General features: G+C 63.6%; 15 protein-coding genes. All 15 read right to left on the bottom strand.

Annotated elements, in window-relative coordinates:
• Positions 1 to 51 precede the first annotated feature (51 nt).
• The gene (locus tag PSV33_RS11265; protein WP_300561714.1) at positions 52 to 1,032 is read right to left on the bottom strand and encodes a formate dehydrogenase accessory sulfurtransferase FdhD; all 981 of its coding nucleotides are present in this window, start codon (positions 1,030 to 1,032) and stop codon (positions 52 to 54) included.
• Positions 1,033 to 1,097: 65 nt separating this feature from the next.
• Positions 1,098 to 1,493 carry a hypothetical protein gene (locus tag PSV33_RS11270; protein ID WP_300561716.1) on the bottom strand — a complete coding sequence of 132 codons (396 nt, stop codon included), beginning with the start codon at positions 1,491 to 1,493 and terminating at the stop codon, positions 1,098 to 1,100.
• Between the two features lie 46 nt (positions 1,494 to 1,539).
• On the bottom strand, positions 1,540 to 2,721 hold the full coding sequence (locus tag PSV33_RS11275; protein ID WP_300561718.1) for a formate dehydrogenase subunit gamma: 1,182 nt from the start codon (positions 2,719 to 2,721) through the stop codon (positions 1,540 to 1,542).
• A 12-nt stretch (positions 2,722 to 2,733) separates the two neighbouring features.
• A complete protein-coding gene (locus tag PSV33_RS11280; protein ID WP_300561720.1) occupies positions 2,734 to 2,955 on the bottom strand; it encodes a hypothetical protein in 222 nt (73 codons plus the stop codon).
• Complete coding sequence (fdh3B, locus tag PSV33_RS11285) at positions 2,952 to 3,575, bottom strand: formate dehydrogenase FDH3 subunit beta (protein ID WP_096669558.1); 624 nt, start codon at positions 3,573 to 3,575, stop codon at positions 2,952 to 2,954. The genes PSV33_RS11280 and fdh3B overlap by 4 nt, the downstream gene beginning before the upstream one ends.
• A gap of 91 nt (positions 3,576 to 3,666) precedes the next feature.
• On the bottom strand, positions 3,667 to 6,642 hold the full coding sequence (locus PSV33_RS11290; protein ID WP_300561725.1) for a formate dehydrogenase subunit alpha: 2,976 nt from the start codon (positions 6,640 to 6,642) through the stop codon (positions 3,667 to 3,669).
• A 33-nt stretch (positions 6,643 to 6,675) separates the two neighbouring features.
• Entirely contained in the window at positions 6,676 to 6,882 is a 207-nt protein-coding gene (locus PSV33_RS11295; RefSeq protein WP_300561727.1) for a twin-arginine translocation signal domain-containing protein, read from the bottom strand.
• 240 nt (positions 6,883 to 7,122) lie between these two features.
• Positions 7,123 to 7,743 (bottom strand): molecular chaperone TorD family protein, encoded by a 621-nt coding sequence (locus PSV33_RS11300; protein WP_300561730.1) that lies wholly within the window; start codon positions 7,741 to 7,743, stop codon positions 7,123 to 7,125.
• Between the two features lie 9 nt (positions 7,744 to 7,752).
• Positions 7,753 to 9,840, bottom strand: a complete 2,088-nt coding sequence (locus PSV33_RS11305; RefSeq protein WP_300561732.1) for a 4Fe-4S binding protein — start codon at positions 9,838 to 9,840, stop codon at positions 7,753 to 7,755.
• The gene (locus PSV33_RS11310; RefSeq protein ID WP_300561734.1) at positions 9,770 to 10,468 is read right to left on the bottom strand and encodes a DUF3306 domain-containing protein; all 699 of its coding nucleotides are present in this window, start codon (positions 10,466 to 10,468) and stop codon (positions 9,770 to 9,772) included. Before PSV33_RS11310 ends, PSV33_RS11305 begins: the two co-directional genes overlap by 71 nt.
• Positions 10,461 to 11,051: a DUF3305 domain-containing protein gene (locus PSV33_RS11315; RefSeq protein ID WP_300561737.1), complete on the bottom strand. Its 591-nt coding sequence runs from the start codon at positions 11,049 to 11,051 to the stop codon at positions 10,461 to 10,463. Before PSV33_RS11315 ends, PSV33_RS11310 begins: the two co-directional genes overlap by 8 nt.
• Before the next feature lie 74 nt (positions 11,052 to 11,125).
• On the bottom strand, positions 11,126 to 14,002 hold the full coding sequence (gene fdhF / locus PSV33_RS11320) for a formate dehydrogenase subunit alpha (protein ID WP_300561740.1): 2,877 nt from the start codon (positions 14,000 to 14,002) through the stop codon (positions 11,126 to 11,128).
• Positions 13,999 to 15,813 carry an NADH-ubiquinone oxidoreductase-F iron-sulfur binding region domain-containing protein gene (locus PSV33_RS11325; RefSeq protein WP_300561743.1) on the bottom strand — a complete coding sequence of 605 codons (1,815 nt, stop codon included), beginning with the start codon at positions 15,811 to 15,813 and terminating at the stop codon, positions 13,999 to 14,001. Before PSV33_RS11325 ends, fdhF begins: the two co-directional genes overlap by 4 nt.
• A 41-nt stretch (positions 15,814 to 15,854) precedes the next feature.
• A complete protein-coding gene (locus PSV33_RS11330; RefSeq protein ID WP_300561745.1) occupies positions 15,855 to 16,826 on the bottom strand; it encodes a LysR family transcriptional regulator in 972 nt (323 codons plus the stop codon).
• 25 nt (positions 16,827 to 16,851) lie between these two features.
• Positions 16,852 to 17,943 (bottom strand): iron-sulfur cluster carrier protein ApbC, encoded by a 1,092-nt coding sequence (apbC, locus tag PSV33_RS11335; protein WP_300561748.1) that lies wholly within the window; start codon positions 17,941 to 17,943, stop codon positions 16,852 to 16,854.
• Positions 17,944 to 18,085 lie beyond the last annotated feature (142 nt).

An 18,085-nucleotide genomic window follows, 5' to 3' on the forward strand; every position in this document is an offset into this window, starting at 1 on the left:
CCGCTCCGGGACCAGGGGGTCAGGCGATCAGGCGATCAGGCGATCAGGCGATCAGGCAGTCTCTGGCGCCCGGAGCCGGGGACCAGCGAGGTCCGGTTGCAGCTTGAGCCGCCCGGGCTGGGCATAACAGACAAAACGCCGGTTGGTCGCGCGGCCTATGGCGCACAGCCCCACAGCCTGTGCCACCTGGTGACCCATCTGCGTGATGCCGCTGCGTGAAACCACAATCGGCACGCCCATTTGCGCCGACTTGATGACCATTTCGCTGGTCAGGCGCCCGGTGGTGTAGAACACGAGTCCGGAAGGCTGGCGGGAGAGCGTGGTGGCTCCCTCTTCATCATCCGGGGCCGCGGGTCTGGCTTCGCCAGCCCGCAGGTGCAGCGCCCCCTCGGGGGGCAACGAACCACACGCAGTGGGGAGCGTGGGGGCCAACAGATGGACAGCCATCCAGCCAGCAATGGTGTCGATGGCGTTGTGCCGCCCCACGTCCTCGACAAACAGCAACATTTCCGGCTCCGCAGCCGCCAGGGAAAACAACGCGCAGGCGTGAACGGATCCCGCCGATTTGTAGGTGGTCTCCTTGAGTCGGATGGTGTTGACCAGTCCGTAAAGCTGGGCCTGGGTGATGCAGGCATCGGCCGGCAGTTCGATCTGGTCCACCTCGTCCATCAGGCCACCGAACACACTGCCCTGCCCGCAGCCGGTGGTCACCACCTTGCGCGCGGTTTTTTCCTCGATGTCGGCAATGCCGTGACGCGTCTTGACAGCCGCTGCGCCCACATCCCAGTCCACGGTGATGGACTCGATGTCTGCAGCGTCCCTGACCAGCCGCTGGTTGCGCAGGTAGCCCAGCACCAGCAGCTCGGGGTGGGCGCCCAGCGTCATCAGGGTGACCAGCTCGCGTTTGTCGACATACACCGTCAAGGCACGTTCGGCCGGAATGGCAATCTGGAGCGGCTCGCCGTATTCGTTAACCGCGTCGATCTCGCAGGTGAGCGGCGCACGGGCCTGGGTCAGGTAGGGCAAAGGCATGATCGGAGACTACAACAAAAAGGCCGGCACCTTGCGGGGCCGGCCTTTTTGCGGTGAGTGGGCACTCAGGATTTCTTTTCAGGGGCAATGGCTGCCGCAGGAGTCTTGCTGCTGGGCGGGCTGGTAGCGGTAGCCGCCGGCGAGTGGGCGCCTGAAGCCTCAAGTGGCTTGATTGCCTCAGGCGGCTTGTAGCTGAAAGCCCCAGGGTCTGCACACGCTGGCGTGGCAACCGGTGGCTTGGTTTCCTTGCCTGCCGCCTTGGCCGTCTTGAAATAACTGGCTGCCACCTTGTCCATGGATTTGCACAACAGGTAGCCATCGACCTTGCCGGCCCAGGCGGCCTTCGCGGCGACTTCCGCGGCCTTGGCTTTCGCTTCGTCGCTCAAGACAGGGGCAGGTATTTTGGCCAGTACCACGGTGGAGACGCCGGCAAACAAGGCGGCAATAAGAATTTTTTTCATGGAAATCCTCGCTGTTCGGATCTGATCGGGGGCCTGCTCCCAGGCCCTAGGCCTGGACGGCCTGGCTCGGTGGCGCCGGCTCGCTGCGTTGCGCTGGAATCTTGCCAGCCTTCACGTCGTCATACCAGTACTCGTGGTGTTCCCTGGCCCAGGTCTCGTCCACATAACCGGTTTTCATGCCGTCGTAGGCACCCTGCATGCCAATGGTGCCAATGTAGATGTGGCCAATGAACATCGCCATCATCAGCACCGTTGCCACGGCATGCACCATGTGCGCGATCTGCATCGTGTCGCGAACATAGATCAACCCGGGAACCAGCTTGTCGAGCACCAGGCCGGATGCCACCACGATGACACCGAGGAAAAACACGCCGCCCCAGAACACCAGTTTTTCGCCGGCATTAAAGCGGTGTGACGGCACTTCCTTGCCCGACAGCAAGCCGCCCCCCTTGAGCAGCCAGCCGAGATCGCCACGGCTTGGGAGGTTGTCGCGGACAAATGTAAAGAAGATGATCACCAGCGACACCGCAAACAGCGGACCGGCGAAGTTGTGCATGTTCTTGAGCAGATAGGTCAGCCAGCCGAAAAGAGTGAGGCCCATGACGGGCAACAGGAAGAATTTTCCAAATGCCATAACGATGCCGGAGATGGCAAGAATACAGAACGCAATGGCGTTGGCCCAGTGCGCTGAACGCTCAAACGGCGTGAAACGTTCGATCTTGCGACCGGTTTCGGCCCCGTGCAGATTGATCCGCCCCTTCCCAAGGTAAAACAGCGCAATCGCACCCACCACGATCAGTAGCAGGGCGCCACCGTAGGGAATGAGCCAGTTGTTGCGCACCTGCCGCCAGGCCTCACCCGCATTGGTCAAACGCGAGCCCGGGTATTGCACAAAAGGCTGGATCAGGTTGCCCGCCTCGGGCGCCTCGCTTTTTGGCAGGCTGCTGTAGCCGGTGACGCCCGACCCCACCTGACGCCACATCGGCGCATTGTTGCCCGGCTGGACCTTGGCGCGCTCGCCATTGGTCTGCTCGGCGTATTTGGGCTCTGCGCTGGCATCGGGTTTGACCTCGAAGATGTTGGCACTCTGGATACCGCCTGCGGGTGCGGGTGCAGCAACCGCTGCGGCCGGTGTGGCCGGTGTGGCAACAGGTTGTGCCGACACCGTAGCCGAGAAGCCAAACGCTGCAAAGAGAAGTGTCGCAAGAAATCGCGATGGGCGTTGCATGTGAACTCCCTGTTATTTCACGCGGTTGTATTCGTTCTGGCCGGCCTGCGCGCGGGTCTTGAGCTGCTGCTCCCAGGCGGTTTTGTCGCCGGCCTTCCAGCCCGGGGCATTGAAGGCGTTGTTGGTGCCCTGGAACGCGGCCGTATCGCTTTTGACGCCAGCAGCGGTTTGCGGCTTTTCGCCGCAAGCCGCAAGCCCGATAACGGCAACCGTAAGCAGTGCAAGACGCATCATGATTTTGCTCCTTGCACGGGAGGCTGACCCGCCTGTTTGGAACCGTAGGCCGTTCCCCAGCCCCACACTTCGGCGCCCTTGCCGCGCTGCACCACACGGGTGCGGAAGATGTCGGCAACCACATCGCCATCACCAGCAAGAAGCGCCTTGGTCGAGCACTGCTCGGCACAGGCAGGCAGCTTGCCTTCGGCCAGCCGGTTGCGGCCATATTTTTCGAATTCAGCCTGGCTGCCGTTGGCCTCGGGCCCGCCGGCACAGAAGGTGCACTTGTCCATCTTGCCGCGCACACCGAACGTGCCCTGGGACGGAAACTGGGGAGCGCCGAACGGGCAGGCATAAGAGCAGTAGCCGCAGCCGATGCAGACGTCCTTGTCGTGCAGCACCACACCCTCGTCGGTGCGGTAGAAGCAGTTGACGGGGCACACAGCCATGCAGGGTGCGTCGCTGCAATGCATGCAGGCCACCGAAATGGACTTCTCGCCGGGAACACCGTCGTTGAGCGTGACCACACGGCGGCGGTTGACGCCCCATGGGACTTCGTTTTCATTCTTGCAAGCAGTAACGCAACCGTTGCACTCGATGCAGCGCTCTGCGTCACAGACAAATTTCATGCGTGCCATGGTGTCTCCTTATTTTTTCCGCCGGGCCGCCCCAAGGAAAAAGCGGCCCCCTCGGGGGGCAGCGTGTTACACAAAGTGAAAAGCGTGGGGGTCATGCTCGTTCGACGTTGCAGACCGTCGTCTTGGTTTCCTGCATCATCGTCACGCTGTCGTAACCGTAGGTGGTCGCCGTATTGACCGCTTCGCCGCGCACCACAGGGGCGGCGCCCTTGGGGTAGTAGGCCAACATGTCGGCGCCCTGCCAGCGTCCCGAAAAGTGGAAAGGCAGGAACACCGTATCGGGTCCCACACGCTCCGTCACCAGCGCCTGGACATTCAGGCGCGCGCCCGTCGGCGTGCTGACCCAGGCGCGTTCGCCGTTGCGTATGCCCTTCTCGGCAGCCACCTTGGGATTGATCTCGATGAACATTTCCTGCTGCAATTCGGCCAGCCAGGGGTTGGAACGGGTTTCCTCGCCACCCCCTTCGTACTCGACCAGACGGCCCGAGGTCATGATCAGCGGGTATTTCTCATGCACCTTGTCGGCGATGTTCTTCTGCTGGATGGTCTTGTAAAGCGTCGGCAGGCGCCAGAAGGCCTTCTTGTCATCATGCGTCGGGTACTTGGCCATGAGGTCGGGCCGGTTGCCGTACAGCGGCTCGCGGTGCTGCGGAATCGCGTCCGGGAAGTTCCAGACCACAGCACGTGCCTTGGCATTGCCAAAGGGATGACAGCCATGGCCCTGCATGAACACTCGTATCAATCCACCTGAGGAATCGGTCTTCCAGTTCTTGCCTTCAGCTGCGGCCTTCTCCGGCTCGGTCAGTTCATCCCACCAGCCAAGCTTCTTGAGCAGCAGATGGTCAAGTTCCGGGTAACCGGTCTGGATATCGGCGCCCTTGGAGTGCGAACCGTCTTCGGCCAGCAGGTTTTTGCCTTCGCGCTCCACGCCAAAATTGGCGCGGAAGTTGCCACCGCCGTCCATGACATGTTTGGAGGTGTCGTAGAGGTTGGGGGAACCGGGGTGTTTCATTTCCGGGGTTCCGAAACAGGGCCATGGCAGACCGAAATAGTCACCGGTCGTGTCGTACCCCGTTTCCTTGTCCTTGCCGCCTTTGGACTTCAGCGTCTTGACGTCGAACATGTGCATGTTGCGCATGTGAGCCTTCAGGCGCTCGGGGCTTTGCCCGGTATAGCCGATGGTCCAGACACATTTGTTGATCTCGCGCAGGATGTCTTCCGGCACGGGCTCGTCCATGCCCTTGACCTTCTGCATCTTGTAGTTCTTCGACAGCTCCTTGGCGAAGCCGAGTTTTTCGGCCAGCTGGTGCATGATCATGTGGTCGCTGCGGCTTTCCCACAGCGGCTCGATGACTTTTTCGCGCCACTGCAGCGAGCGGTTGGAAGCCGTCACGGAACCGCTGGTCTCGAACTGGGTCGCAGCCGGAAGCAAGTAAACGGCTCGGTTGGGGTTGAGGTCTTCGGCCTTGCCCGGCATGGCCGCCATCGCGGCCGTGGCGGACGGATAGGGGTCAACCACCACCAACAGGTCCAGCATGTCCATGGCGCGTTTCATCTCCAGGCCGCGGGTCTGGGAATTGGGCGCATGACCCCAGAACACCACACCACGAAGGTTGGAGTCCTGGTCGATGAATTCGTTTTTCTCCATCACGCCATCGATCCAGCGCGACACCGTGATGCCGGGCTTGCCCATCATGGCGGGCGAGGCATAACGCCCCTTGATCCAGTCAAAGTCCACGCCCCAAGTCTTGGCGAAGTGTTTCCAGGAACCTTCGGCCAGGCCGTAATAACCTGGCAGCGAATCCGGGTTGGGGCCGACATCGGTCGCACCCTGCACGTTGTCATGGCCGCGAAAAATATTGGTGCCGCCGCCGGAGACGCCGACGTTGCCAAGGGCCAGTTGCAGGATGCAGGAGGCGCGAACCATGGCGTTGCCGATGGTGTGCTGGGTCTGGCCCATGCACCAGACGATGGTGGACGGCCGGTTCTTGGCCATCATCTCGGCGGCCATGTACACGCGTGCTTCGGGTACGCCGCAGGCTTCCTCGACCTTGTCCGGCGTCCACTTCGCGAGTACGTCTTCCTTGACCTTGTCCATGCCGTAGACACGGTCGTTGATGTACTTGGTGTCCTCCCAGCCATTCTTGAAGATGTGATACAGCATGCCGAACAGGAACGGGATGTCCGAACCGGAGCGGATACGGATGTATTCGTCGGCCTTGGCGGCTGTACGCGTGAAGCGCGGGTCCACCACAATCATCTTGCAGCCGGTTTCCTTGGAGTGCAGCATGTGCAGCAGGCTGACCGGGTGGGCTTCGGCGGCGTTGGAGCCGATGTACAACGCGCACTTGCTGTTTTGCATGTCGTTGTACGAATTGGTCATGGCGCCATAACCCCAGGTGTTGGCAACGCCAGCCACCGTGGTGGAATGGCAGATGCGCGCCTGGTGGTCGCAGTTGTTGCTGCCCCAGAAGCTCACGAACTTGCGCATCAGGTAGGCCTGCTCGTTGTTGTGCTTGGACGATCCGACCCAATACACCGAATCAGGGCCGCTGGCCTTGCGCAGCTCCATCATGCGCGCGCTGATTTCATTGAGTGCCGTGTCCCAGCTGATGCGCTCGTACTTGCCGCCCACCAGCTTCATCGGGTAACGAAGGCGGTATTCGCCATGGCCGTGCTCGCGCAGCGCAGCCCCCTTGGCGCAATGCGCGCCGAGGTTGATCGGCGAGTCGAACACCGGTTCCTGCCGGACCCAGACGCCGTTTTCGACAACAGCATCAACGGCACAACCCACCGAGCAGTGGGTGCAGACCGTGCGCTTGACCTCGATTTTTCCGCTGCCGTCCCCGGCGCCGGGCGTGGCCGCCTTGGCTTTCTTGACCAGCGTCAGCTGGGTGGCAGCCAGACCGACGCCGACCCCCAGGCCCGAGCGTCGCAGGAAAGCGCGACGGTCCATGGTCGGCAGGGCATTCGACAGTCCGCGCGACAGGCTTTGTACAAAACGTGCAGATCCGGCGCGCTGCGCCGTATCGCCATGAACACCGTGATTTTTTTTCGTGAGCAGCATGGAGCTCTCCGTAAGAGGGGAAACGGGGAAGAATCAGAGACGCGTGGTCTGGTAGTAGCGCTTGACGTGATCCGACAGGCTGTAGCCTCCGCCTTTTTCCGGCGCGGGCTTGGGTTCCTGGAGGGCCGCCTCGGGCACTTGCACCCCAGGCAGGGCAACTGCCACGGCGGCAACGGCGCCGGTGGCGGCAGCACCGAAGAAGAAGCCCCGGCGCGATGGTTTTGGCTGGCTGTCCTGCATAGTGGTCTCCAAGGAAGCACGCTGTTATGAACTGGTTTGCATACTTACTGACCTGCCTACTTTACGTCAGACCTGCACATGCGACAACGGTCAGGCTCAGCCAAATGCAACACCTAGGGGAAAACGATAGGGCATCTTAGTTTTTACCCCGAGGGTTCTAATCAAAAGAAAGTGTCGCATTTTGAGAAAAAGCTGCTGCGCGGCGCGTGCGGAGCCCTGCCTGGCATGGGCCCGGCCTGCTCAGGCCAGCATGTCGAAGCCCTGGGTTTCAACGCTGAGAAAAGTGTGTGTGAAACCGGCCAGACTGCGGTAGAAATCCGCCTTCGGATGGGCACTGACTGCATCGCACAGGGTGGTGGCCCAGGGCTGCAGATGGCGTGCGAAAAACTCGCGCTGACGCGTCAGGTTGGCGACCGCCACATCGTCCCCCGCGATCAGGTAGCGCATCACCTCGCACAGATAGGCGATATGGTCTTCGGTTTCGGGCATGGTTTCGTCACGCGCCAGACCCAGTGCTTCCAGATCGGTGCGCAGCGCCGCCAGCGGCTTCTCGTTGAGGAAACCACTGAGGTAATGGGAGCCAAACAGGTAGACCTCGGGCTTGCCGACGCCGCCAAACAGCGCTTCGTATTCCCGGGCGATCTCCGCGTCCGACAGCCTGCGGGCAGCACCGACGAGTTCAGACCACGAGGCTTCCAGCAAGGCGCCGGCAGCAGGCGCTTCGGTCACGGCCACCCGCAGGTTGTCAAGCAGGGCAGCCGGCGGCGGCGCGTAATACAGCGCAGCCAGCAGTCCATAAATTTCAGCGCGGGCGGTTTCTTCATCCAGAGTGGACGCTACGAGTTGGGCGGGCTGGGTCATGGGATGAATTTAGCGGATGTCCGTGATCTTGATTTCGTTGTCGGCGGAGTAGATGTCAATCACGCGGCAGTCGCTGCACATTTTCAGGCGTTCGGCAGCCGCTCCCTGGAACATGGCATGTCCGGCCAATTTGCCCAGCATGGACTCGATCGCCTTGAGCGTACCGAACGGCTTGCTGCAGCGTATGCACTGGTAGGGCTGGCTCTCGTTGAGCACACGCGCTTCCTTGCGCTGCGGGGTGAGCAGCAGGCGCGGCTGCAGGGTGATGGCGTTTTCCGGGCAGGTCGTCGCGCACAGACCGCATTGCACGCAGTTTTTCTCGATGAATTTGAGCTGGGGCCGCTCCGGGTTGTCCTGCAGTGCGCTGGCCGGACAGGCGCTGACGCAGCTCAGACACAAGGTGCAGGCATCCTTGTTGATGGACAGCGTGCCCAGCGGCGAACCAGCGGCCGGCAGCGCAATCGCCTCGGGCCTGGCGGTGGCCTGCGTCATCAGGTGATCCAGCGCCAGCTCCAGGGTGGCACGTTTGTCGGCCTGCACGGCAAAGCCGGCCGCCTGGCCGACGCCCTGGGCCGGCGCCGCCTGCAACTCGGCGTCGAGCGTGCCCAGATCACGTGCGTCCCTGGCTTCGAGGATGCGAAAGTGTTCCCCCTGGTAACCGAGGCCTCCCAGGATGGCCTGCGCCACGTCCATCTGCGCGCGCACGGCCTCGCGGTACTGGGGCGCTTCCTCGTGCGTCATCAGAACCCACACCTGGGAAGCGCCATGGGCGATGGCTGAGAGCCACAACTCCAGGCCCACCGACACGGTGTGCCACAAGGCCAGCGGCAAGACGCGCGCCGGCACGCCGTGCGTGGCCGGATCGAGCCGCGCCATGCGGCCCAGGTCACCCAACAGCCGGGTGCCCGCTTCCTGGCTGTGCAGCAGCAAGGCCGCCTGCTTGCCGCCGGCACGCGCATAGGTGCCCAGCAGGGTCTTGATCTTCGCGCCCTGCTCCCCGGGGCGCGGGTAGGCAAAGGTCAGTGCCCCGCTCGGGCAGACCGTGGTGCAGGCACCGCAGCCCACACACAGATTGGGATTCACAACGATTTGCTGTCGGTCACGCTGGCTGCTGATCGCCGAGGCCGAGCAGACGTCGATACAGGCGGTGCAACCGGTTTTTTCATTGCGGCTGTGGGCACAGAGTTTTTGCTTGTAGTTGAAGAACTTCGGCTTTTCGAACTCACCCACAAGGGAGCGCAGCTGCAGCAACGTGCTGGTGTCCTGGCCATCCCAGCGGAAATAACCCTGGGGCAAGGCATGTTGCGTAAAGGCCGGGGTGGCGCGCAGGTCCAGCACCAGATCGAATTTTTCGCTCAAAGCCTCGGGGGCGCGGCCGAAATCGATCGCCCCGGCCACACCGCACGCCTTCACGCAGGCGCGGTGCGACTTGCACAGGGCGTTGTCGATCTGGTAGTCGAAACCGATGGCGCCTTCGGGGCAAACCGCCAGACAGGCATTGCAGCGGGTGCACAGGTCGAGGTCGATCGCGTTGTCGCGCTGCCAATGGAGCTCGAAAGCGCCCAACCAGCCGGTCAGGCGCTGGATCTTGCCGGCGAGCACCGGATAACGCCGTTCCTGCAGGCCGCCGTCCCGGCCCGTTCCCAGACTGAACAGCGTCACGTCCAGCGCGTCGGACAGCAGGCCGGCGGCACGCTCGGCCACGTCGAGCTCACCAATGATGAGCACACGACCGGCGCTTTTGTAGGTCACGGTGGCCACGGGCTCGGCATCCGGCAGATGGGCGACAGCAAGCAAGGCCGCTATCTTGGGGCTGGCCTGCGCAGCATCCCGGCTCCAGCCGCCGGTTTCACGGATGTTGACAAACTTGATGACGGACGTCGCGCCCTCGGTCTGCTGGGCCAGTTCGGCGAACAGCCGGGTCTCCTGGGTACAGGCCACCACCACGTCGTCGCCGGACTGAACCGCCTTCTGGAAGGCGCCGGCTTCGCGGCGGCACAGCGCCGAATGCAGCGTCAGTTTTTCATCAAGTGCCGTGCCCAGCGTCTGGGGCTGGAGCGGCATGGTCTGGTTGCAGTCGCAGATCAGTGTGGGCATGGTTTTCTTGGCTGTCGCCGGAGCCAGGCTGCGGCTCGGGTTGGCTGGAGTGTTCTTGGGAAATGGCTGGATCCGGGGTGGGCAGGCCTTCCCGGGACTGTGCCACGGTTTCATCTTTGGGGTTATTCGCAGTTTCCCGTGGTGCAGTGGCCGGTGCCGCCTTCCCCACCTCTTTGTCTGCCTGCTTTTCCTTGTCCTCATCCTCAAACAGATTGAGGAATTTGGCGCTCGCCATCTGCCGGAGCATGGACTCGGGAATGGGATCGGACTTGGAATAGTCGTCGATGTAGATGTCCAGGCCGTCCATCACATTGAAGTGCGGATCGGCGAACAGCTTTTTCATCGCGGCATTGCGAACTTCGGGCCCGACATCACCGGCCATGAAGGGCTTGAAATCGGAATCCCGGGTCAACAGCTTCGCGTCTTCCAGTGTCAACAACTTCTTTTCGGGCGGCGCAGCGGCATCGGTCGGGGGGGGTACCGCTTCCGGGGGAACTGGCGCTCCCGTCCGGGCTGCTGCCACAGGCGCAATCGCGGCAGGCGCCGGTTCGTCGAGCGGCTTGCCCTGCAGGGCGTCCGTCTTGCGCCGCGCCCACCGGCCCAGGAATCCGGAGGCTTCGTCAGCCATGGCCACCGCCTCCGCCAAACTTTTTGTCGGTGCTCACGCGCGCCGGGTTGCCAAAACGGTCCTGCAGCGTCTTGAAGCTTTGCGGGCGCTGCCGGCGCTTGGCCTCCAGCACGTAATGGGCATCGACAAAAGCCTGCACCCACTCGACCACATCGCGCGGCGCAGCCACCTGCTCCACGGTTTCCTGCGCGTCCAGCCAGCGCCCGGCGTCGTGGTAACTCAGGGTCACGGTCTGCGGCACAGCCACCGGTTCGTCGGCCAGCGCCGCCTCTTCCTCCATGCGCCAGACGACCCAGAAGCAGGGCTGGGGCGTGGTGACATTGAGGTAGTAACCTTCGGCGTCGTCGGTGAACAGTTCCACCTTGAACCCGGGGTGCAGCCAGCGTTCTTCCTGCTCGTCCTTGAGCAACAGGCGCGGCTGCGCACCAAAATTTTCCTCGTGCGGGACGATGTCGGCCAGCGACCAGCGCCAGGGCTGCCAGCGGTTGTCGATGTGCTCGCGGCGCATGACCACCGCCACTGCCACAGAGGGGCGGCGAAGGGCCGGATCGGCGCCGGGAAGCTGCAGGACGAATTCAGACATGCATGCAGTGTACGGCTGTCTTCACGCACATTTTCAGCACAACTCTTTTGCCGCTCGTGCCGAAGGTCAAAGGGTCAATGCCCTTTGGCCGTGCCGGTTTGATAGCCGGCAAACCCTGCAAGCTGCCCGCCCCGATGAATGGCCACGGCGCAGTACTTGAACTCGGGGATTTTCCCGAAGGGGTCCAACGCTGCGTTGGTCATCAGGTTGGCGGCGGCTTCGTAATAGGCAAACGGAATGAACACCGCCCCCTGCGGCGTGCCGTCATCGCGCCGCACATGAAGTACCACCGCCCCGCGCCGCGATTGCACGGTCACCGCATCGCCCGGCGCCAGCCCCAGCGCCAACAGGTCGGCGCCGCACAGCGAGGCCGTGGCCATGGGTTCGATGGCATCGAGCACGGCGGTTCGCCGCGTCATGCTCCCGGTGTGCCAGTGCTCGAGTTGCCGCCCCGTGATGAGCACAAACGGATAGTCGGCATCGGGCCGTTCGTTCGCGGGAATGATGTCGGCCGGGACCAGGTGGACGCGGCCGTCTTCGGTGGCAAAGTGATCGATGAACACGATGGGTTCCCCGGGGTCGTCTTCGCTGAGGCAGGGATAGGTCACGCTGGACTCGCGCTGCAACCGCTCCCAGCTGATGCCCGAGATCGCGGTGTGCATGGCCTGACGCATTTCCTCATAAACTGCGGCCACGCCATCGTGCATGCCTGCGTAATTCCAGCGCAGCCCCATGCGGCTGGCGAGTTGCTGGATGATCCACAGATCGGGTTTTGCATCCCCTGGCGGCTCGACAGCCTGCTGGCCGAGCTGCACCATGCGGTCGGTGTTGGTGACGGTGCCGGTCTTTTCCGGCCAGGCCGTGGCGGGCAACACCACGTCGGCCAGCCACGCGGTTTCGGTCATGAAGATGTCCTGCACCACCAGATGCTGCAGGCTGGCCAGCGCGTGGCGCGCATGGTTCAGGTCGGGGTCGCTCATGGCCGGGTTTTCGCCCATGATGTACATGCCGCGCACCTTGTGCGGGTCGCTCTCGGGCGCCAGCGCCTTGTGCATGATTTCCACCACGGTGTAACCGGGAGACCCGTCAAGTCTGGTATTCCAGAAATTCTCGAACCATTGGTGCGCGGCGGCGTTGTCCACGCGCTGGTAGTTGGGAAACATCATGGGGATCAAACCCGCGTCACTGGCGCCCTGTACATTGTTCTGGCCGCGCAGCGGATGCAGGCCGGCGCCGGGTTTGCCGATCTGCCCGGTCACGGTGGCCAGCGCGATCAGGCAGCGCGCGTTGTCGGTGCCATGGACATGCTGGCTGATGCCCATGCCCCATAGAATCATGGCGGCTTTGGCTTTGGCGAAAGCACGCGCGACTTCGCGCAGCGTTGCAGCCGGGATGCCGCAAACCGGCGCCATGGTCTCCGGGCTGTAGCCCTTGACGTTTTCCCGGAGCGCTTCGTAGTTGCTGGCGCGCCTGTCGATGAAGTCCTGGTCCACCAGGCCCTCGTCAATCACCGCATGGATCAGCGCATTGAGCATGGCCACGTCGGTATCGGCCTTGAACTGCAACGTGCGCCAGGCGTGTTTGCCGATATCGGTGACGCGCGGGTCGGCCAGCACGATTCTGGCGCCCTTCTGCGCGGCGTTCTTCATCCAGGTGGCGGCCACGGGGTGGTTGGCCGACGGGTTGGAGCCGATCACAAAAATAAGGTCCGAATGCGCCACATCGTTGACCTGGTTGCTCACGGCGCCCGAACCCACGCCTTCCAGCAGGGCTGCCACGCTGGAGGCATGGCACAGGCGCGTGCAATGGTCCACATTGTTGGAACCAAAGCCGGTGCGCACCAGCTTCTGGAACAGGTAAGCCTCCTCATTGCTGCCCTTGGCGGAGCCAAAGCCGGCGAGCGACTTGCTGCCATGACCATCGCGCAGGCCATTGAACCCGGCACTCGCCAGACCCAGCGCCTCGTCCCAGCTCGCTTCGCGAAACACCTCCGACCAGTCCGCCGTGTTGCGGTTCAGATGCTGCAAGGCAGCCGGGTCCTTGGAGACACCCGCCTTGCGGATCAGGGGTTTGGTCAGGCGCTGGGGGCTGTGCGCATAGTCAAAACCAAAACGCCCCTTGACGCACAGCCGCGAATGGTTGGCGGGTCCGTCGCGACCATCGACGCTGACAATTTTGTTGTCTTTTACCTTGTAGGTCACCAGGCAGCCGACGCCGCAGAAGGGGCACACGGAGTCGACCTTTTTATCGACAAGCTGCGATCCCATCAGGGTCTTGGGCATCAGGGCGCCGGTCGGGCAGGCCTGCACACATTCGCCGCAGGCCACGCAGCTGCTGTCGCCCATGGGGTCGGCCAGGTCGAAGGCGATTGCGCTGTGCGATCCGCGCATGGTGTAGCCGATCACGTCGTTGACCTGCTCCTCGCGGCAGGCGGTCACGCAACGCTTGCACTGGATGCAGGCGTCCAGATTGACGGCCATGGCCGGGTGCGACAGGTCGGCGGCCGGTTGGGCACGGCGCAGGACCTTGAGTGCGGGGCGCACGGAAACGTCCAGGCGCGCGGCCCATTCGCTGAGCTCGCCATGCTGCAGCGACTCATCGGTTTCACTCCATTTGTAACCGGTGTCGGGCATGTCAGAGAGCAGCATCTCGAGCACCATCTTCTGGCTCTTGACGGCGCGTTCGCTGTTGGCCTGCACCTCCATGCCGGCCGTGACGTTGCGGCAGCAGCTGGGCGCCAGCGTGCGCTCGCCCTTGATCTCGACCACACAGGCACGGCAGTTGCCGTCGGCGCGGTAGCCGTCCTTGTAGCAGAGGTGCGGAATGTCCACACCATGGCGCTGGGCGGCCTTGAGGATGGTTTCGCCCTCAAAGGCATGGAGGGTCTTGTCGTCAAGCCTGAACTCGACGGTTTGCGGCAGCACTTCAACAAGTTTGGCCGGCGCGTTCATGCGGGAGTCCCAATTTCATGCGGAAAATATTTCTGGACGCAGCGCACCGGGTTGGGCGCAGCCTGCCCCAATCCACAGATGGAAGCATCGGTCATCACCTGGTTCAGATCGTCCAGCGTGACGTGGTCCCACAAGGAAGACTCCATCAGCGTGGCTGCCTTGACCGTGCCAACGCGGCAGGGCGTGCACTGGCCACAGCTTTCATGGGCGAAGAAACGCATCATGTTGAGTGCTGCATCCCGCGCCTTGTCCTGGTGCCCCAACACGATGACGGCAGCCGAGCCGATGAAGCCGCCGTGCGGCTGCAAGGTGTCGAAGTCGAGCGGCAGCCTGGCATGGCTGGCCGGAAAAATGCCGCCAGAAGCGCCGCCCGGCAGGTAGGCATACAGGGTGTGGCCCTCCTGCATGCCGCCGCAATACTCGTCGATCAGCTCCAGCAAGGTGATGCCAGCGGGCGCCAGCTTGACGCCGGGGTCCTTCACCCGGCCGCTGACGCTGAAAGAGCGCAGGCCTTTGCGGCCGTTGCGGCCAAAGCCGCTGAACCACTGCGGGCCTTTTTCGACAATGTCGCGCACCCAGTACACGGTTTCGAAGTTGTGCACCAGCGTGGGCCGCCCGAACAGCCCGACCTCGGCGAGATAGGGCGGACGCAGGCGCGGCTCGCCGCGTTTGCCTTCGATGCTTTCAATCATGGCCGACTCCTCGCCGCAGATGTAGGCGCCCGCACCGCGCCGCAGTTCGATCAGGGGCAGCGGGCACGGCGGATCAGCCAGCAGTTTGGCCAGCTCGGCTTGCAGCATGGTGCGGCAGTCGTGGTATTCGTCGCGCAGGTAGAGGTAGCAGGCCTCTGTGCCCACCACCTGCGCCGCGATCAGCACGCCTTCCAGGAAACGGTGCGGATCGCGTTCCAGCCAGGTGCGGTCCTTGAACGTACCGGGCTCGCCTTCGTCGATGTTGATCGCCATCAGGCGCGGGCCGGGCTGGCCCTGCACGATGCGCCACTTGCGCCCGGCCGGAAAACCCGCGCCACCCAGGCCGCGCAGGCCGGAATGTTCCATGGCGACAAGCACCGCCCCGGCATCTTCTTCCCCATTAACCAGCGCCGCCGCAAGCGCATAACCACCGTGGGAGCGGTAGGTGGCGTAGTCGGTGAAAGCCGGCACCACCTGGTCGGCCGAGCCCGGGACACTTTTTTCCGCATGATCAGATGCTACGAAATTAATAGCTGCTTGCGCTTTCCCCTCCTGGGCCGGAGGCCGATTTGTCATCAGAACCACGGCCTCGGCCGTGGCCAGCGGCAGCGCCTGCTGGTGCACCAGAACAGCCGGCGCCTGCTCACAGCGTCCCAGGCACGGCGCGGCGATCACCCGCACCTCCTGCCCCAGCAGCGCGGGCAGGCGCGCCAGCAGGTCCTGCGCACCGGCCAGCTCGCAGGCGAGCCCGTCGCACACACGCACCGTGAGGCGCGGCGCCGGGCCGTCGCCCTTGACCACCTCGAAGTGGTGATAAAAGCTCGCCACCTCGTACACCTCGGCCATGGGAATGTTCATCTCCCGCGCCAGCGCCACCAGGTGCCGCTCATGCAGGCAGCGCCAGGCGTCGTTGAGTGAATGCAAGTGTTCGATCAGCAGGTCGCGCCGGTGGCCGCCCTCGGGTCGCCCGCCAATCAGCGCGCGAACTTCGGCCAGGGACACCTCGTCGGCCTGGCGGCCCTTGAGCTTGCTTTTGCGGCGGATGCGCTCGCGCATGTCGTCCAGCGTGGCCAGGGCCACGGCGGGAACAGGTTCAGGGGGGACCGGGGAAGCGTTCATGACGCACTGTCGCCGCTGGGCCCGGCCGCGTCAAATTGAATTCATGTATGCGCTGATTCAGGATCTGAATGCAGTGCCCCGCTGTGCTGCGCCGCGTGACGCAACCACGCCCCGTCCCGGGCCAGCACCAGCGCAGCCTGCAAGGCCCGCGAGGGGGTCGCCTTGGCCAGCGTGAAAAAGCCGACGGGTGTCGTCAGCTCCGGCTGGACCAGCGGCAGGGCTTCGAGTTCGGCATAACTGCGGACCGCGCCCACCAGCGCACCCGGCAACACGCTGCAGACCTCGCCGGCAACCACGCTGAGAGCCAGCGCCAGGATGGAATTGGTCTCCATGACCGGCCTGACCGCCAGCCCGAGGCCGGCAAAGGCGCTGTCCACAATGCTGCGGTTGTGCATCTCGGGTGTCAGCAGGCACAGCGGCAGCTGCGCCGCATCGCGCCAGTTCATGGCCGGCCCCACATGCAGCCCGCTGCCCGGCCGGCCGGGCGCCGCCGCGCGCCGCACCAGGAAGTAGTGTTCGGTGTACTGCGGCAGCAGCTCGAAACGGCGGGTGTGCTGGTTCAGGCGTTCGACAAAGCCGAGGCCCAGATCCAGCGACAGGTTCTCCAGGCCGAGTTCAATTTCCTGTGAGCTCAGCGACCGAACCACGGGCGCGATGCCCGGGTAACGTTGCCGGAGTTGGGCCGCGAAACGCGTCGCCACCGGCACGGCCGTCGGCACCACGCCCAGGTGCAATGCACCCTGCGGCTGGCCGGCACTGCTGCGCAGTTCCTGCTGAAGCAATTCGTGTTCGTGCAGCATGCGTTGCGCGGTGGCCAGCACGCGCTCGCCTTCCGGCGTGAGGCCGGCGTAGGTGCGGCCGCGCTTGACGATGGCGATGCTGAATTCCTTCTCCAGCGCACGCAGGGCGTTGGACAGCGCCGGCTGGGTGATGCCGCAGGACTGGGCGGCGCGAGCGTAATGCCGGTGCTCGCTGAGGGCCACCAGATAACGCAGCGAAGCGAGCATGTTCATGGTTGGCCCCCGACACCCGGGAAGATCAGGTGTTTTTCGAGATCGTGATGGTCGGGAACTTGGCGGAAAAGTCTTTCGCCTTGGCGGCAATCGTGATGGCCACCTGACGTGCCACAGCCTTGTAGATGCCGGCGACCTCGCCGTCCGGGTCGGCCACCACCGTGGGTCGGCCGTTGTCGGCCTGCAGGCGGATCTGCATGTCCAGCGGCAACGCACCGAGGTAACTCATGCCGTAGTCGGCCGCCATCTTCTTGCCGCCGTCCTGGCCAAAAATATGCTCGGTGTGGCCGCACTTGCTGCAGATATGCACCGCCATGTTTTCGACGATGCCCAGGATGGGCACGCCCACCTTCTCGAACATCTTGATGCCTTTTTTGGCATCAAGCAGCGCGATGTCCTGCGGCGTGGTGACGATCACTGCGCCCGTCATGGGCACGCGCTGGGACAGCGTGAGCTGGATGTCGCCGGTGCCCGGCGGCATGTCGACGATCAGATAGTCCAGGTCTTTCCAGTTGGTCTGGCGCAGCAGCTGCTCGAGGGCTTGCGTGGCCATCGGGCCGCGCCAGATCATGGCCTCGTCCTGGGCGACCAGAAAACCGATGGACATGACCTGGATGCCGTAGTTCTCCATCGGCTCCATGTTCTTGCCGTCCACGCTTTCCGGGCGGCCCTCGATGCCCATCATCATGGGCTGGCTGGGGCCATAGATGTCGGCGTCAAGCAGGCCGACGCTGGCGCCCTCAGCAGCCAGGGCCAGCGCCAGGTTGACGGCGGTGGTGCTTTTGCCAACACCGCCCTTGCCGGAGGCCACGGCCACGATGTTCTTGACGTTGGGCAGCAACTGCACGCCGCGCTGCACGCTGTGGCTGGCGATCCTGAAGCTCACATTGACCGACACGTTGGTCACGCCCGCCACACCCTTGGCGGCGGCAATCAGCAGCTTGCGGATACCGGCCAGCTGGCTTTTGGCCGGGTAACCCAGTTCCACATCAAAGGACACGTCACCACCGGCGATCTGCAGGTTTTTCAGGGCCTTGGTGCTGACAAAATCCTTGCCGGTGTTGGGGTCAAGCACGCCTTGCAGGGCGTTCAAAATTGCCTGTTGTTCTACAGCCATCGGGATAGGTCTCCGGGTAAATCTGACAGGGCAGCCTGGGCCGCCGGAATTGCCGCCAAGTCTAACGCCGCAAAACAAACCGGGGTGCCGTGAGGGATTGGCGCCGGGGCTCAGGCGCGGACGCGCCTTAAAATCGCCGGTC

Source organism: Polaromonas sp. (genome assembly GCF_029945895.1).
Classification (GTDB): Bacteria; Pseudomonadota; Gammaproteobacteria; order Burkholderiales; family Burkholderiaceae_C; genus Polaromonas.

Coding starts and splice junctions, on each gene's coding strand:
- PSV33_RS11265 (WP_300561714.1), bottom strand. CDS start 1,032: ATGCCTTTGCCCTACCTGACCCAGGCCCGTGCGCCGCTCACCTGCGAG.
- PSV33_RS11270 (WP_300561716.1), bottom strand. CDS start 1,493: ATGAAAAAAATTCTTATTGCCGCCTTGTTTGCCGGCGTCTCCACCGTG.
- PSV33_RS11275 (WP_300561718.1), bottom strand. CDS start 2,721: ATGCAACGCCCATCGCGATTTCTTGCGACACTTCTCTTTGCAGCGTTT.
- PSV33_RS11280 (WP_300561720.1), bottom strand. CDS start 2,955: ATGATGCGTCTTGCACTGCTTACGGTTGCCGTTATCGGGCTTGCGGCT.
- fdh3B (WP_096669558.1), bottom strand. CDS start 3,575: ATGGCACGCATGAAATTTGTCTGTGACGCAGAGCGCTGCATCGAGTGC.
- PSV33_RS11290 (WP_300561725.1), bottom strand. CDS start 6,642: ATGCTGCTCACGAAAAAAAATCACGGTGTTCATGGCGATACGGCGCAG.
- PSV33_RS11295 (WP_300561727.1), bottom strand. CDS start 6,882: ATGCAGGACAGCCAGCCAAAACCATCGCGCCGGGGCTTCTTCTTCGGT.
- PSV33_RS11300 (WP_300561730.1), bottom strand. CDS start 7,743: ATGACCCAGCCCGCCCAACTCGTAGCGTCCACTCTGGATGAAGAAACC.
- PSV33_RS11305 (WP_300561732.1), bottom strand. CDS start 9,840: ATGCCCACACTGATCTGCGACTGCAACCAGACCATGCCGCTCCAGCCC.
- PSV33_RS11310 (WP_300561734.1), bottom strand. CDS start 10,468: ATGGCTGACGAAGCCTCCGGATTCCTGGGCCGGTGGGCGCGGCGCAAG.
- PSV33_RS11315 (WP_300561737.1), bottom strand. CDS start 11,051: ATGTCTGAATTCGTCCTGCAGCTTCCCGGCGCCGATCCGGCCCTTCGC.
- fdhF (WP_300561740.1), bottom strand. CDS start 14,002: ATGAACGCGCCGGCCAAACTTGTTGAAGTGCTGCCGCAAACCGTCGAG.
- PSV33_RS11325 (WP_300561743.1), bottom strand. CDS start 15,813: ATGAACGCTTCCCCGGTCCCCCCTGAACCTGTTCCCGCCGTGGCCCTG.
- PSV33_RS11330 (WP_300561745.1), bottom strand. CDS start 16,826: ATGAACATGCTCGCTTCGCTGCGTTATCTGGTGGCCCTCAGCGAGCAC.
- apbC (WP_300561748.1), bottom strand. CDS start 17,943: ATGGCTGTAGAACAACAGGCAATTTTGAACGCCCTGCAAGGCGTGCTT.